This window comes from Leifsonia sp. A12D58 (genome assembly GCF_047530025.1).
GTDB lineage: Bacteria > Actinomycetota > Actinomycetes > Actinomycetales > Microbacteriaceae > Cryobacterium.
This window is the reverse complement of record NZ_JBLJAT010000001.1, coordinates 251,672-265,860: the sequence shown is the minus strand read 5'-3', so window position 1 is coordinate 265,860 and position 14,189 is coordinate 251,672. Positions and strand designations below refer to the sequence as shown.

14 protein-coding genes and 1 tRNA gene are annotated in these 14,189 nt (G+C 62.2%); 4 read left to right on the top strand and 11 right to left on the bottom strand.

From position 1 onward, the window contains the following. Positions 1 to 126: 126 nt before the first annotated feature. The 9 genes from ACMT3I_RS01355 to galU form a co-directional block, all read right to left on the bottom strand. Positions 127 to 1,860 (bottom strand): MDR family MFS transporter, encoded by a 1,734-nt coding sequence (locus ACMT3I_RS01355; protein ID WP_414802645.1) that lies wholly within the window; start codon positions 1,858 to 1,860, stop codon positions 127 to 129. 14 nt (positions 1,861 to 1,874) lie between these two features. Next, a complete protein-coding gene (locus ACMT3I_RS01350; protein WP_414802644.1) occupies positions 1,875 to 2,522 on the bottom strand; it encodes a TetR/AcrR family transcriptional regulator in 648 nt (215 codons plus the stop codon). A 303-nt stretch (positions 2,523 to 2,825) separates the two neighbouring features. Beyond that, a complete protein-coding gene (locus tag ACMT3I_RS01345; protein WP_414802643.1) occupies positions 2,826 to 3,455 on the bottom strand; it encodes a TetR family transcriptional regulator in 630 nt (209 codons plus the stop codon). A gap of 108 nt (positions 3,456 to 3,563) precedes the next feature. After that, entirely contained in the window at positions 3,564 to 3,983 is a 420-nt protein-coding gene (locus tag ACMT3I_RS01340; RefSeq protein WP_414803503.1) for an organic hydroperoxide resistance protein, read from the bottom strand. Next, on the bottom strand, positions 3,983 to 4,450 hold the full coding sequence (locus ACMT3I_RS01335) for a MarR family winged helix-turn-helix transcriptional regulator (protein WP_414802642.1): 468 nt from the start codon (positions 4,448 to 4,450) through the stop codon (positions 3,983 to 3,985). Before ACMT3I_RS01335 ends, ACMT3I_RS01340 begins: the two co-directional genes overlap by 1 nt. Before the next feature lie 292 nt (positions 4,451 to 4,742). Further along, positions 4,743 to 4,818: transfer RNA gene (locus tag ACMT3I_RS01330), tRNA-Ala, on the bottom strand. A gap of 237 nt (positions 4,819 to 5,055) precedes the next feature. Beyond that, complete coding sequence (locus ACMT3I_RS01325; protein ID WP_414802641.1) at positions 5,056 to 6,048, bottom strand: hypothetical protein; 993 nt, start codon at positions 6,046 to 6,048, stop codon at positions 5,056 to 5,058. Between the two features lie 83 nt (positions 6,049 to 6,131). Then, positions 6,132 to 6,791 (bottom strand): GNAT family N-acetyltransferase, encoded by a 660-nt coding sequence (locus tag ACMT3I_RS01320; RefSeq protein WP_414802640.1) that lies wholly within the window; start codon positions 6,789 to 6,791, stop codon positions 6,132 to 6,134. An 82-nt stretch (positions 6,792 to 6,873) separates the two neighbouring features. Further along, on the bottom strand, positions 6,874 to 7,797 hold the full coding sequence (gene galU, locus ACMT3I_RS01315; protein WP_414802639.1) for a UTP--glucose-1-phosphate uridylyltransferase GalU: 924 nt from the start codon (positions 7,795 to 7,797) through the stop codon (positions 6,874 to 6,876). Between the two features lie 50 nt (positions 7,798 to 7,847). Between galU and ACMT3I_RS01310 the strand changes: the two genes are divergently transcribed. The 4 genes from ACMT3I_RS01310 (at position 7,848) to ACMT3I_RS01295 (ending at position 10,090) form a co-directional block, all read left to right on the top strand. Beyond that, a complete protein-coding gene (locus ACMT3I_RS01310; RefSeq protein WP_414802638.1) occupies positions 7,848 to 8,426 on the top strand; it encodes a 5-formyltetrahydrofolate cyclo-ligase in 579 nt (192 codons plus the stop codon). Positions 8,427 to 8,496: 70 nt separating this feature from the next. Then, complete coding sequence (locus ACMT3I_RS01305; protein WP_414802637.1) at positions 8,497 to 8,832, top strand: FmdB family zinc ribbon protein; 336 nt, start codon at positions 8,497 to 8,499, stop codon at positions 8,830 to 8,832. A 126-nt stretch (positions 8,833 to 8,958) separates the two neighbouring features. Next, on the top strand, positions 8,959 to 9,381 hold the full coding sequence (mscL, locus tag ACMT3I_RS01300; protein WP_414802636.1) for a large conductance mechanosensitive channel protein MscL: 423 nt from the start codon (positions 8,959 to 8,961) through the stop codon (positions 9,379 to 9,381). Positions 9,382 to 9,397: 16 nt separating this feature from the next. Further along, positions 9,398 to 10,090: a phosphoribosyltransferase gene (locus ACMT3I_RS01295; protein WP_414802635.1), complete on the top strand. Its 693-nt coding sequence runs from the start codon at positions 9,398 to 9,400 to the stop codon at positions 10,088 to 10,090. Between the two features lie 3 nt (positions 10,091 to 10,093). On the opposite strand, the gene ACMT3I_RS01290 is transcribed toward ACMT3I_RS01295, so the two are convergent. Together ACMT3I_RS01290 and ACMT3I_RS01285 are read right to left on the bottom strand one after the other, a co-directional pair. Further along, positions 10,094 to 10,369, bottom strand: coding sequence for a hypothetical protein (locus ACMT3I_RS01290; RefSeq protein WP_414802634.1), 276 nt, complete (start codon positions 10,367 to 10,369; stop codon positions 10,094 to 10,096). A 9-nt stretch (positions 10,370 to 10,378) separates the two neighbouring features. Next, positions 10,379 to 14,122: a DUF4011 domain-containing protein gene (locus ACMT3I_RS01285; protein WP_414802633.1), complete on the bottom strand. Its 3,744-nt coding sequence runs from the start codon at positions 14,120 to 14,122 to the stop codon at positions 10,379 to 10,381. Positions 14,123 to 14,189: the final 67 nt, after the last annotated feature.

The window sequence follows — 14,189 nt, the reverse complement described above, 5'->3', positions numbered from 1 at the left end:
CTCTATGCCGGTTGTGAACGCGTCGGCAAGGCCGACCCCGCGTGCCTGCACAGTGAAATGACGCGGCCGACCATCAGGCCGACCGCGTCATTTCAGGACGTCGCGTTGGACGCGAGGGTGTTCGAGCTAGACCTTTCCGGGGCCAGAGTCGTCTGACACCAGATCTCCCGATCCCTCCCCAGGGCCGCCCGCAGCAGCGCGATCCGAGGCAGCGCGATCCACGGCAGTATCAGCACCGGCACCAGCACCAGCACCAGCCAGCTGGGCGGCATGCATCTCTTCAGCCTCAGCACCACCGATTGCTTCGCCGCGAGCCACCATGCCTGCAGTGTCAGAGAGCGGAATCTCCTTGAGGAACAGCGCAAGTACGAACGACAGCAGGATGAACGGAATCAGGTACCAGAACACGGGCGCGAGCGAGTCGGCATATGCGGTCACGACGCCCTCGCGGACGGCATCCGGAAGCTGGCTCAGCGTCTGCGGGTCGAGTGTCGCTGTGGCACTGCCGGCATCCGCTGCTGATGCCCCGGCGTCAGTGAACACGTCGGTCAGCTTGCTGGAGAGCGAGTTGGTGAAGATCGCTCCAAAGATTGCGACACCGAGTGCAGCACCCACCTCACGGAAATAGTTGTTTGTACTGGTTGCAGTGCCCACCATCTCGGCCGGCACAGCGTTCTGTACAACGAGCACGATGACCTGCATGATCAGTCCGAGGCCGGCCCCGAAGAAGAACAGATAAACGCAGATCAGCCAGATGGGCGTGGTCGCGCTCAGCGTGGTCATCGCGAGCATTGCTGCCGCGGTCAGCAGCGTGCCGAAAATTGGGTAGAGCTTGTACTTTCCCGTCTTACTGATGGCGATACCCGACCAGATCGACGTCAACATCAGACCCGCCATCATCGGCAGCATCAGCAGGCCGGACTCAGCGGCAGACGTCCCTGAGGACATCTGGAGGAATGTCGGCACGAATGCGATTGCCGAGAACATACCGAGACCGAGGGTGAGACCGATCGCCGTCGCGTTGATGAAAATCGGATTGCGGAAGAGCGACAGCGGAATGACGGGGTCATCAGCACGGGTTTCTGCCCAGATGAATGCACCGATTGCTGCGACCATCGCGGCGCCAAGGGCCCACGTCTCGAGGGCACCCCAGCCGTGGTTCTTGCTGCCACCGAAGTCGGTGAAGAAGATCAGGAAGGTCGTCGCGGCCGAGAGCAGCACGACACCGAGGACGTCGATCTTCTTCGTTGCCTTCTTGTTGGGCAGCGTCAGGGCAAACCAGGCGATCGCGAACGCAGCGATGCCAACCGGGATGTTGATGTAGAACGCCCACTCCCACGTGAGGTGGTCGACGAAGTAGCCGCCGAGCAGCGGGCCTGCAACGGCAGACAGGCCGAAGATTGCACCGAGCGGACCCATGTACTTTCCACGGTCCTTCGCCGGAACGATGTCAGCAATGATGGCCTGCGAGAGGATCATCAAGCCACCGCCACCAAGGCCCTGGATTGCACGGAAGATGACGAAGCCCCAGAAATCGGTCGCGAATGCGCAGCCGAGAGAGGCGAGCGTGAAGAGTGCGATGGCGATCAGGAACAGGTTTCGACGCCCGAGAACGTCACCGAACTTTCCATAGATCGGCATCACGATTGTTGTCGCGAGCAGGTACGCGGTGGTGATCCATGCCTGGTGCTCGACGCCGCCCAGCTGCCCGACAATTGTCGGCATCGCAGTGGAGACGATCGTCTGGTCGAGACTGGAGAGCAACATTCCCGCGATGAGCGCGGAGAAGATGATCCAGATACGTTTCTGGGTCAGCAGCAGCGGCTGGCCGACTGCTGTCGATGATGAAGAGGAGGCCATCGAAGAGAGTGTCCTTAGGGGGTGTGGGTGGGGTGGGGTGATTCAAAGAGCGACTGAGCTGAAGCAAAATGGCCCCTGATCAGTTCTTCGAAGGGAACTGTGTTTCCATGCGCGAAATAGTCGTCAGTACTCTTGCGCAAAAGAGCGCTCATGAGAACCACTGCAATGTGCGCGGTCTGGTCATCTGGTGCCATGCCTTCACGCTTCGTGATGATCTCGGCCAACTGCTTCTCGCGCTCTGCCCCGATCTTCAGCACTGAGCCGATGAGCTGGGGCTCCTTGTCGATCGCCGCGTGAAATGCCCTGGCTTCCTCCGCAGAGATTGCGTTCAAGTTCATCTGGGTCACGGCCAGCTCGAGAAGATCGGGCATCAACGTTTCAGAGACTCCGATGCATCCCTCTGGCCTGCCCTCCATGAACTTCTCAAGCAGGGGCCTGGTGAACTCGTCGTCATGGCTGCCCATGACTGCATGTTCCTTGTTCGGGAAGTAGTTGAAGAACGTGCGTCGTGATATGCCGACCTCATCGCACAGCTCTTCGATCGTGAAACCTTTGAGACCGCGCTCCGCCGTCAGGCGACGCGCGTTGGACGTCAGCTGGCGTCGAGTGGACGCCTTACGGCGTTCACGGATGCCTGGTTGACACGTTGCACTTTCTGACACGGAGTGCAGTTTTACTCAATTGTTGCAATAGTGCAAATTCGCATCGGCGTGGCGCCGTACGAAGATTGGGGAGTCCGGCATTCGCCCACGGCGCCCGCCGCGCTGGCAGTCCCCCGACCACCAGCGCAGCTGGCCTATCAACCGGCACTCCCGCCAGTGCCGGTCTGGGCGGGAAGGCTCACTACGCGACTGCAAATCCCCCGATTCGCGTCAATCATGAGGCCGAAAACCACCGCCTTGTACGAGCGTACAGTAAGGAGGTGGGCTGTGCCAATCGTGACGTGCACGTGGTCGTCGGCGTTGTCACGCTTCCTGGTTCAAGCCCGCACGCAGCCGATTCGCGACGTCGGATACTCCCAGAACGGTCAACGAGCGAAGCATCATCTCTTCTATGCGCTCCATCAGGTCATCACGATTGGTCAACCGGCTCGACACCTCTTGCACCCCATAGAAATTCGCCACCAAGTGGTACGCCTCACGCGCGGAATCCAGGCCAGGAGACACCTCACCCAGGTCAGCGGCCTCGTTGAGCATTCCCGCGATCCGCGCGATCCAGCCGACATACGGCATCGGGAGGGGGATGTTGATCTGGTCGTACTCGCGGACAAGTCGCACGGCGGCGCGAACCCGCACATCATTGCGGAACGCTCCCCCGACTCCACGGATGGAGCCGATAATTGCGTCGATACCGCGCGACGGGGTCTCCCCCAAAACATTGGCGAACGGGGCCACGGCGAAAACCGATCGAATCACGGCGGCCGCAATGTCTGACTTTGCGCGGAAGTGATACTGGACCAGACCTTTTCCGGTGCCGGATGTCTCGGCTATGGCGCTGATCGAGGCTCCCGCATATCCGTGCTCGGCAAACTCCACGGCCGCGGCTGACAGGATGCGCTCGCGTGTCTCAGCGGTGCGCTCGCTCTGACCAGCCATTGCTTCCCTCTTCCATTGCGTCACCTATATTTGCACACAAGCGCCACCCTTTCGGGTGGCGCTTGTCGTGTCAGCAACAGTTGAGAATGTGTTCAGAGGGCCGCTCGATTAGTCGTCAGAAACGACAATTTCCACAGCGATGTTGCCGCGCGTGGCGTTGGAGTACGGGCACACCTCGTGCGCCCGGCTGGCCAGCGACTGCGCGACATCCGCCGGGACGTCTGGAATCACTACCTCAAGGGTGACCGCAAGCCCGAAACCACCCTCGATTGCACCGATGTGCACCTGGGCGCCCACGCTTGATCCGTCGATAGAAACCTTGTGCTCGCGGGCCGCCATCTGAAGTGCGCTGTGGAAACATGCGGCGTAGCCGGCAGCGAAGAGCTGTTCAGGGTTTGCTCCGTCGCCGGTGCCACCCATCGCCACAGGAATAGCGAGCCCCAGGTCAATGCGGCTGTCTGTCGTCGCGACGTGACCGTTGCGGCCACCCCCGGTTGCCAGGGCTTCAGCGGTGTAGAGCGTGTTCATCATGCTTCTTTCGTGTCGGTTGCCCGTTCAAGCCGGGCGGTATTCGTGAAACAGATCTTTGCGAGGAGGCGCCGCAACTCGGTAGCCTCGACGGGGTCAAGGCCTAACCGGGCGAACAGCTCGGCGGGGACGCGCAGTGCCCCCTCCCTGAGAGCTCGTCCGTCGGCGGTGAGCGTGATCTTCACCACGCGTTCGTCCTCAGCGCTGCGCATGCGAGTCACCCGCCCCGCGGCCTCAAGACGCTTGAGCAATGGTGACAGCGTGCCGCTATCGAGGCCGAGTCGCGATCCCAGCCACGAGACAGTGACGTCGTCTTCCTCCCAGAGGGCAAGCATCACCAAATACTGCGGGTAGGTGAGATCGAGCGGATCCAGCAACTCCCGATACGCGGACGTCACTGCCTTCTCCCCCGAGTACAGGGCGAAACACACCTGCGCATCGAGGGCGAGCGGGTTCAAGATCGTCATCACATAAACGTAACAGGCAATTAGATTGTGCACAATCCAAATTGGACAACCCTGTGCTCTTGCCTCATGAGCGGCACCGCTCTCGGCGCTTGAGTGAGCACTAGACCTGTGTGTTCAGTGCCGAGGGTCGCCCGTCGGTTAAATGGGTAAGGACCGACCCTCTGGGCCGATCCTTATCCATTCAGTGGAGCTAAGGGGACCCCGTCGTTCAGGCTCCGCCCTCGCTCCTCCTCGAATCACAGCGTTCATTAACGTTCAAGAGCCCGACACTTCGTGTCGGGCTCTTGAACGTTGGTGGAGCTAAGGGGATTCGAACCCCTGACCTTCTCATTGCGAACGAGACGCGCTACCAACTGCGCCATAGCCCCAAACTGCTTATGAAGATTATCACGCGCGAGTGGGGACTTCGCGCCACCGACACAGCTGCGCCCGCTGAAAGTGCGCGTTTGGGCTATTCATCCTGCAGCAAAACGCCCCCACAGCGTGGGCAGACGCCGAGCGCTGCATCATCAACATAGCTGCCACAGCCCGGACATACATTCGCCAGCCAGCATGCGGAATCTCCGCCGGCGTCGGAGCTGGCGGATGATGGTTCGGCGTCTGGGCTATCCGGCACGGCGACGACGAAGCACGGCGTCAAGGTCGGACATTCCAGGGGCTGTCTCGCCAATGATCCCCATCGACGCGAAGCGGCTGTTCGACGCGGTTTCGCGCTCGGCCGGACGCGCAGCGGGGATACTCGCCGCAGGCTGGGCAGATGTCGTCCGCGTGAGCGGTGTTGCGTCGCTGGTGATCTGGGCAGCGCGCAGCGCGATCTCCGCCTCAGCAGCGGCTGCCTTCAGCTGGGCAGCAGCATCCACCGACGCCATAGCCGTCTGTGCGATCGATCCCCGCGAGAGGTACATGGGGCGTGGCAGCGAGCGTGGCGTCCAGGTCGCAGGAGCGGTCTGAGGCTCTGAAACCAACTGGACCGGCTCGAACCGCGGCAGTGCCAGATCCTGCACAGCCTGGGATGGACGCACAACCGCAACCTGTCCAGCAGCACGGATTGAGCGACCTGCTTTGGCGAGCTTGGACAACAGGCCAAGAGACGCTCCAGCGGTGACCACGCCAGCAAGGAGGAGTACCCAGACGCCTGACAGCGCTGGAGCAACCCCGGCCATGATCGTGATGAGTCCCAGCAGAAGAACAACGGAGGCGAGCGACCTGGCTCGACGCAGCTTGTGCAGCGTTGAGACCGGCGGCGAACCTTCGGGAGCAGGTGCAGGCTGCAATGAGGCCCGCGCTGCGAGAACGGCAGCGCGCCTGGATGCCCGTGCGGCATCCGCTGCCTGCTTGGCATCCGCTCTGGCGTCGCTCTCGGCCTGAGCAAGCAACTTCTGCTGAGCAGACACCGTGCGTGCCGACGCTTCAAGCCGCACCTCGCCGGGAACCTCGGCGGTTTCGGCCAAAATCCGCATCGTCTGCTGCAGCCTTACGGCATTTCTCTCAGTCGCCAGATACTGTCGGCGCCTTGCCCATGTGGGCATGAGATACGCGACCCAGAGCACAGCGGCAATCGCCACCATGACTCCCCCACCCAGCGCCTCACCACTCATGCTCCCTACGGTATGAGCGACCACGTATTATGTGCCACATTCCCGAGGGTGTGTCTGCAGAGATTTCAGCTGACTATCAGCTGTTATTTCTTCGTCACTGGCAATGGATGCGCAGAAGCAGCCAGGTCTGCCGGCGTGATCATGGCGGCATTCGGCGGCACTGTACCGTCGTGCCAGCGAGCTAACACACCGCTCTGCACCTCTTCAACTACCAACGCGAAGCAGAAATGGTCGCGCCACTCCCCATTGATATGGATGTATCGCCGCCGAAGACCCTCATAGCGGAAACCCAATTTCTCCACCACGCGCAGCGACGGCGCGTTCTCCGGCCGAATACAGATCTCCATCCGGTGCAATCCGAGCTGGAAGAAGCAGTAGTCGGTGGCCAAGGCCACGACTGTCGGCGTAATGCCCCTGCCGGCAAACCGCTCACTCACCCAATAGCCGATCGTCGCAGACGACAGCGACCCCCAGGTGATCGATGACACGTTCAGCTGACCGGCCAACTCGCCGTCCGATTCGATGATGAACGGCAAGCCATTGCCAGAGCGGGCGTGAGACAACAAGCCGCGGATGCTGGCCCGAGTGTCGAACGACATCGGCGCATACGGGCTTGTTGCCTCCCACTTGCGCAGCCAACCGCGATTCTCCATGAGCTCCTGCTCAAGCAGCTTCGCGTCGCGGATCCGCACGGGACGCAACGAGATATCGCCCTCGCGCAGGGTCGGAATAGCGATCGGCACGCTTCACCCGTCTAATCGTGGGGCATTTGCCCGGTTGGTGCAGTTGTATTCGGTACAGCCAAATAAATCTAGTGGAACCTGCTTAATCGAGCGGGCTGGTTTCCACAGGACCGTCTTCGAGACCCGCAGCGAACTCGCGGAGCCACGGGCGCAGATCCGGTCCGAGGTCAGCGCGGTCGACAGCGATCTGCACGATTGCCTTGATGTAATCGAGGCGGTCGCCGGTATCGTAACGACGGCCGCGGAAGATCACACCGTAGACGCCACCGGTCTCCTCAGGAGTGACGGCCATGGTCTGCAGCGCATCCGTCAGCTGAATTTCGTTACCCTTGCCCGGGGCGGTGTTCTCCAGGATGCCGAAGACCTCGGGACGCAGGACATAGCGGCCGATGATGGCGAGGTTCGACGGGGCATCCTCGACTGCAGGCTTCTCGACCAGACCCGTGATGCGAACCACGTCGGGGTCGTCGGTCATCTCGACAGCAGCAGCACCGTAGAGCGAGATCTGCGACGGGTCGACCTCAAGCAGCGCCACGATCGTTGCGCCGCGCTTGACCTGCTCGTCGAGCATGCGGCCGAGCAGCGGATCGCGCGGGTCGATGATGTCGTCACCGAGCAGCACAGCGAACGGCTCGTCGCCCACGTGCATCTTGGCCCGGAGGATTGCGTGTCCGAGGCCACGCGGGTCGCCCTGGCGCACATAGTGCATGTCAGCCAGGTCGGTCGACGCGTTCACCTTCGCCAGACGACCGGCGTCTCCCTTTGCTTCAAGCAGCGCTTCAAGCTCAGGCAGTCGGTCGAAGTGGTTCTCCAGCGAGTTCTTGTTACGCCCCGTGATCATGAGCACATCGTGGAGTCCAGCGGTGACCGCTTCCTCTACGACGTACTGAATAGCGGGCTTATCGACTACGGGCAGCATCTCCTTTGGCATCGCTTTTGTAGCCGGCAAAAATCGTGTTCCGAGTCCTGCGGCGGGAATGACGGCCTTAGTAATCCGATTTATCATGCACCACAGGCTATCGGCATACGATCGGATTCCACATCTAGAATGAAGCCATGGGCTCTGATATCGGTCACCGAAAGAGGGCGCTTCGCGCAGAATTGCGGGAGCGCCGCCAGAACCTGACGTCGGTTGAGAGGGAAGCCGCAACAGCTGGATTTACAGAGAACCTGCAGAGCCTGGTCATCGACCTGTCTGCCCGCTCGATCTCTTGTTATCTCTCGGCTCGCAACGAACCGAACACGCGTCCGTTCCTCAATTGGGCAGAGGCTGAAGGCATCCGGATTCTGTTCCCAATCACGCGTGAAGACGGCCTGCTCGACTGGACAGTTGGTGAAGAGCAGGAAGAGATCGAAGGCATTACCGGAATTCCTGAAGCCGTCGGCGAGTTGCTCGGTCCGATCGCCATCAACGATGTCGATCTGATCATCATTCCGGCCGCGGCGATCGATGAGACCGGCATGCGGATGGGCTGGGGTCGCGGCTACTTCGATAAGACTCTGGGCTCGATGGAACGCTGCCCACCGGTCTACGCCGTCATCTACGACAACGAGTTTCTCGACGAGGTTCCCAAAGAAGTGCACGATCAGCCGGTCAACGGAGTGATCACCCCGACGAGAATCATCTCGTTCTAATTCTTCGACGTGCAGACGCACGCCGCCACCCAGCGCCGCAGCTAGCGGCGCCACACAGCACGGAGATTCAGTGCCCACCTATTCATACCGTTGCACGGAGTGCGACACCGCGTTCGATATCCACCAGGCTTTCAGCGACGACTCACTCACCGTGTGCCCCACCTGCCACGGCAAACTGCGCAAGGTGTTCTCGGCAGTCGGCGTGACATTCAACGGCTCAGGGTTCTACCGCAACGACTCGCGCGACACCACCAAGTCAAGTTCAGCCCCGTCACCGGCGAAGAGCGCAAGCACTGCCGCTGCGTCAACGCCGGCCAAGGAAAGCAAGCCTGCCGTCAGTGCCGGAAGCAGCAGCTCGAGCTCAAGCTCGAGCCCAAGCAGTTCCACCTCGGCCGCCGCTTCCTAATGCTTCACAAAGCGCGCCTCACGGCCGATTCTCTTCCCTGATTGGGACCGATACGCATAGGCTGAGAAGCACACAACGTACCGGCGTCGGCTTCTGTCGTGCCATACCGTGATAGAAGGAGACCCCATGTTTAAGGGATTCAAAGAGTTCATCATGCGTGGCAACGTGATCGATCTGGCTGTCGCGGTCGTCATCGGCGCTGCGTTCACCGCTGTGGTCACCGCAATCGTCGACGGAATTTTCAACCCGCTGATCGCAGCGCTCTTCAATGCGGACAGCCTCGCGAACTCGATGGTCGTACATATCGGTAAGGCCGAGATCTCGTTTGGCCTCGTGCTGGCGGCCATCATCAACTTCCTTCTGATCGCCGCCGTGGTGTACTTCGTCTTCGTCGTGCCGATCAACAAGATGAAGGAAGCCCAGGAGCGCCGCCGCAAGTCAGGCATCACCGCAGAAGACGAAGCGGATCCTGTGACCGAACTCGACATGCTCACCGAGATCCGCGACCTGCTGGCAACCCGCGAGGGCGGCGCCAAGCACACTCTCTAAGCTCAGCCGGCCTGATATGCGGGCATTCACGAATCGAGCGGATGCCGGGCAGCGGTTGGCGCCGCTGCTTGAACACCTGCGCGACGTAGACCCCGTGGTGATGGCCATTCCACGCGGTGGCGTTCCGGTCGCTGCCGCAGTTGCCGACTTCCTCGACGCACCGCTCGATCTCGTGATCGTGCGCAAGCTGGGCTATCCCCCACAACCTGAAGTTGCGCTCGGCGCCATTGGCGAAGACGGCGTTCGCGTGCTGAACTCCGAATTCGGGCCAGGCTGGATCTCCGACAGCCAACTGAACGGGGTGGAGGAGCGCGAACGGGCAGAGCTCGACGATCGTGTTGCTCGCTGGCGGATACGAGACAGGATCAACCCAGCCGGGCGCACGGTGATCGTCGTCGATGACGGCGTCGCCACTGGATCAACCGCAGAGGCCGCCTGTCGCGTCATGCACGATCTCGGCGCGTCACAGGTGGTGCTTGCTATACCGGTCTGTCCCGTCAGCGCTCTCGATCGGCTGCCCTCTGCCGATGAGATCGTGAGCCTGCACACTCCAGAGTCATTCTTCGCCGTCGGCGAGTACTACGACGACTTTCGGCAGACCGCGGATGACGAAGTGAGCGCGATCCTGAACGGGGCGCGCCACGCAGACACCGGCCCGGATTCCCCAGTCACAGAAACCGGCACAGACACCGACGACAAAACCGAGTAGCGCCTACCAGTGCGGCGGACGGTCCTGGCGCAGCCTGTCGTCGTTCTCGCCCCGTGACGTGTTGCCGGCAGCAGCGCCCTCAGCTCGAGCCATCCCGCCGTCTTCACGCGGAACCGGAACGTCAGGGCTCGGATCGGTGTCTGGTGCAGGAGTAAGCCGTGCACGCCTGGCGCGTCCAGGCGCCTTGACGACGCTCTGACGTGGTTCGGCGGTAGTTCCACTACCCGTATCGCTGCCCGTCTGGGCAGGACCGGTGGTGCCATGGTGCAGGTCACTCATGCGTCAAGGCTACGCGCCTTCAACCTGTCCTTCGGTCGACGGCTTGATTCCGACCAGCGCTGCCACACGGGCCGCAACGGCATCCGGGTTGCTGAACAACTCGAAGCTGTGCACGCGCAGGTAATGCCAGCCGAGACGGCGCAGCACTTCTGGTCGCAGTCGCAGTGATTCACGCAGGCTGCTGCGGCCAACGACGACGTCAGTTTCGACGACGACTGCACGTCCGGCGTGTGAGGCAGCGAGAGCGAGCTTGCCGCGGTGCCCAAGCGAGACGGTGATGCCCATGCGCTGCAGGCGACCGGCGAGGTCAACGAGCATGGCTTCACTGGCATCAGGAACCGACACCTCAGTGCCGCGAGCCTCGGTCTGGCTGAGCAGCTGCGAGAGCGCCAGGATGCCGTGCCGCTGACGGTCATCGTCAATGTCTGCTGGTCGGAAGCACGACACGATATCCATCGCGCGGCGCGCCCTCGTCATACCGATCGCCAGCAGGCGGTCTCCGCCCGGCTCACCCAGCGAACCGAAGTTCGACAGCAGGCGTCCGTGCGGGGTACGACCATAGCCGATCGAGAAGATGACGCGGTCGCGGCTCTGAGCAACGGCCTGCTCCAATGTGAGCACGGTGAACGGCTCCGTGCGGTCCTTCAGGATGAAGTCAGAGAGGTCGGTGCGCTTCGCGAACGCGGCGAGGACTGCTTGGTTCACCCGCACAGCGTGCCTGGTGCTTGCCGTGATGACCATCAGCGATTCGCGTGGCCGCTTGACCGCGTGATCCATCACAAGTTCAACGACCTTGGCAACCTCGGCGTCGACGCTTTCGACGGCGCCGGTGTCGGCATCCGGCATACCGTGGCCACCCTCGACGTAGTTAAGGGTGAGACTGCCGTGCCCGAGGAAGCTACCGGCCCAGGGCAGGGAGTCGATGCGCCCGCCGTAGAAACGATGGTTGACGATTTCGGTGAGATCTTCGCCGCCGGCACGATAGCTGCGGGTGAGCGTGAGAGTGGGGAGCAGCTCGCCGAGCCTGGCCAATGCAGAGTCGGCGTGCAGCGCGTCGACGCTGGTCTCGGCGGATGGCGCGTCATCCGAGTTGTCGGTGATGCTGGTCTGGAACACCGAGGGCGTCTGCGTGACAGGGTCGCCGAGGGCTACGACCTGCTTGGCGCGGCGAATCGCCCCGACGTTCTCCGCAAGCGTGGTCGCGCCTGCATCGACAAGGAGCACGGTGTCGAACTTGATCTGATCGGTCAGCGTCGCCACTTCATATGGTGATACCAACCAGACCGGAGCGAGAACACGACCCAGGTGCGGAGCAACCTCGTGCAGCTTGGTCGGGCTGAGTCGGTCTGAACGGAGCAGGCGACGCAGCTGTTCGGCCTCTTCTGGCCAGTCGACGATCCCGATCTTCCAGGTCTCGGCGAGCAGCCAGGCCAGCAGGGAGCCGGAGGACGACGCATGGGCTTCGTCAACGAGCTTGAAGTCGGCTTCGAGCCGGTCGAGCACCTGGGTGTTGGCGTTCAGCAGAGCCTTGTCAGAACCGAGCATCGTCTCAAGCACCGACTGCCACCAAGCGAGTTCGAGCTCGGCTGAGACATCCTGCTCAGAGACGTGACGCTCAGAGAGGTCCATCATCAGCGGATCGAGGTTGTGCTCGCGCAGCGTCGCCAACAAGGCGGTGCGCTCGTGCAGATTCGCAAGCACCTCGCTCTCGGCGGCGAGCCCGGCGATCATGTGAGTGAGTTCCTGCACCGGACGATTTGCCAGCTGATTTGTCGTACCCGCGATGCCGAGAGGGACGTCGAGCGCGCCGAGATCGGCGGCGACACGCTGGTACGCAACGTGCACATCCGCTATGCCGACCGGCACTTCAGGGATCGCTCCGGCCACGACGTATCGCTGCCACAGGGTGCGCTGTTGCTGGATGCGACGCAGGCTTTCGTTCATATCGCTGACGTGCACGCCGGGACGCAGGTACTCCTCCGCGAGCTTCCGCAACCGGCGACGACTGGTCGCCGACATCTCGGACGACTCACGGCGCGACGACGTGGCCGCAATGAGTTCAACAAGAGAACGGTCGTAAACGGCCGGCTGGAACTTGTCGAGGGTCTCGCGGATGTCGAGCAGCAGACGCAGGTAGATGCCGAGCTCGGTGATGGTCTCGAACGGGCGCAGCTTCGTCTGACCGATCAGTCCGAATGCGCGCTCAAGCAAACGCGGCAGCTCGATCTGGTTGACGCGCTTGGCCAGCTGGTGCGCTGATCCGGCTTCAGCTGTCGAGGCGAACGAGGCGCCATACCAGGGCGAATCCCCCGGGCCATAGCGGAACTCACCGAGCGCCGCGGCCTTGATCAGGGTCTGGGCTGCCGCTGTGCGGTCGTGTGCGAGGCGTTCGAGAGCTGCGCGGTCGAGGCGAGCCGTCGTTGCAGGCGGGTTAGGCAGCTGGGCCAGGCGCGTCAGCTCACCTAGGGCGTCGAGCACAGAGACGCCGAGCGCTGGATCGCGGCGAGTAAGCGCGTAACGGTAGTCGAGCAGCACCTTGCGAAGGCGAACGAGAGCATCGTCAACATCTCCGACCTTGGGCTGGGTCGCCTTCTCGTTGCGGGTGATCGACTGGATGAGGTCGCGGCGGAGTGACCGCGGAGTGACCGCGACCCCGGGCAATCCGACATGCGTCAGTCGGTGAGCGATGCCGTCCAGACTTGAGCGGCGAGCGCTCACTACCAGCACACGCTTGTGCTGCGAGATGAGCGAACCGATTGCGTTCACGACTGTCTGGGTGCCGCCCGTGCCGGGCAGCGTCTTCACAACAAGAGAGTTGCCCGCAGCGATCTGCGCGACGACGTTCTCTTGTTCGGCATCGGCGTCGAGCAGCAGCGTGTCGGTGGCCGGCGGTCTGGCATCCTGACCGATCGGAACGACCGGGTTGTATGCGGCTTCAACCGCGCGGCGCGACGTCGGGTTGCCGGCAATCGCATCAAGCAGCGGGTGGTCGAAGTTGCTGGCGTCTTCGGCGAGCACCCGACCGACATCGGCAAACGACGAAACGACAAGGCGCGGAACCACGTTGAACCAGGGAAGGTGAGTGGTGAGGCCACGCAGGCGGTCGATCACGGGCTGCGGTTTGAACGCACCATTCGTGATGGCGAGTGCGACGAACGCGTCAGCATCCAGCGTGATCTTGAACTGTTCGTGCAGTGCATGCGCGAGCTCGGGGTTCAGGAACGGCTGACCCTTGAGCTTGAGCTCGAAATCGCGGCCGTAACGGCGGATTGCGACGGGGCGCAGCAGCACAGGTGCGGTGAACTCGGTGTCGCCGTGGCGCCACTCTGCCAGGCCGATCGCCAGGTGTACCGACTCGATTCCGCGCATCGAACGCAGCTCGATGCCCTTCTGAGTGATCTCTCCCGCGGCGAGACGGGCGTTGCGCAGCGCGAGCTCATCGCGGATGAGGTTGGACAGCAGCGTCGACTTGCCGGTGATGAACTGCGGAAGACCACCGGGGTGGCTCGCACTCAATTCAATGCGGGTGCGAGGGTTGTCGCTGAAATGCAGCAGAGGCGAATCGCCACCGACCCTGGCGAGATCCTCACGCCAGCGTTGCCATGACGGCTCAGCAATGTTGCCGGCGACAAGCGTCGGATCTCCCAGACTGACGGCGTGAGGCGAGGTCATGTTCTGCGCGCTGGGCGCTGACGCGTCCGCGTACTCCGACTGCACGTCGTCGTCACTTAGTTTCTTATCGAGGCGCCACACATCGCAACCCTAAGTCTGAGACGGGCATTTTCCGCTTAGGCGGCCCGAGTTTCGCAGCTTTGGGGCG

Bases quoted from the DNA above. Each gene is read 5' to 3' on its own strand.
- ACMT3I_RS01355 (WP_414802645.1), bottom strand. From the start codon at position 1,860: ATGGCCTCCTCTTCATCATCGACAGCAGTCGGCCAGCCGCTGCTGCTG.
- ACMT3I_RS01345 (WP_414802643.1), bottom strand. From the start codon at position 3,455: ATGGCTGGTCAGAGCGAGCGCACCGCTGAGACACGCGAGCGCATCCTG.
- ACMT3I_RS01340 (WP_414803503.1), bottom strand. From the start codon at position 3,983: ATGAACACGCTCTACACCGCTGAAGCCCTGGCAACCGGGGGTGGCCGC.
- ACMT3I_RS01335 (WP_414802642.1), bottom strand. From the start codon at position 4,450: ATGACGATCTTGAACCCGCTCGCCCTCGATGCGCAGGTGTGTTTCGCC.
- ACMT3I_RS01325 (WP_414802641.1), bottom strand. From the start codon at position 6,048: ATGAGTGGTGAGGCGCTGGGTGGGGGAGTCATGGTGGCGATTGCCGCT.
- galU (WP_414802639.1), bottom strand. From the start codon at position 7,797: ATGATAAATCGGATTACTAAGGCCGTCATTCCCGCCGCAGGACTCGGA.
- ACMT3I_RS01310 (WP_414802638.1), top strand. From the start codon at position 7,848: ATGGGCTCTGATATCGGTCACCGAAAGAGGGCGCTTCGCGCAGAATTG.
- mscL (WP_414802636.1), top strand. From the start codon at position 8,959: ATGTTTAAGGGATTCAAAGAGTTCATCATGCGTGGCAACGTGATCGAT.
- ACMT3I_RS01295 (WP_414802635.1), top strand. From the start codon at position 9,398: ATGCGGGCATTCACGAATCGAGCGGATGCCGGGCAGCGGTTGGCGCCG.
- ACMT3I_RS01290 (WP_414802634.1), bottom strand. From the start codon at position 10,369: ATGAGTGACCTGCACCATGGCACCACCGGTCCTGCCCAGACGGGCAGC.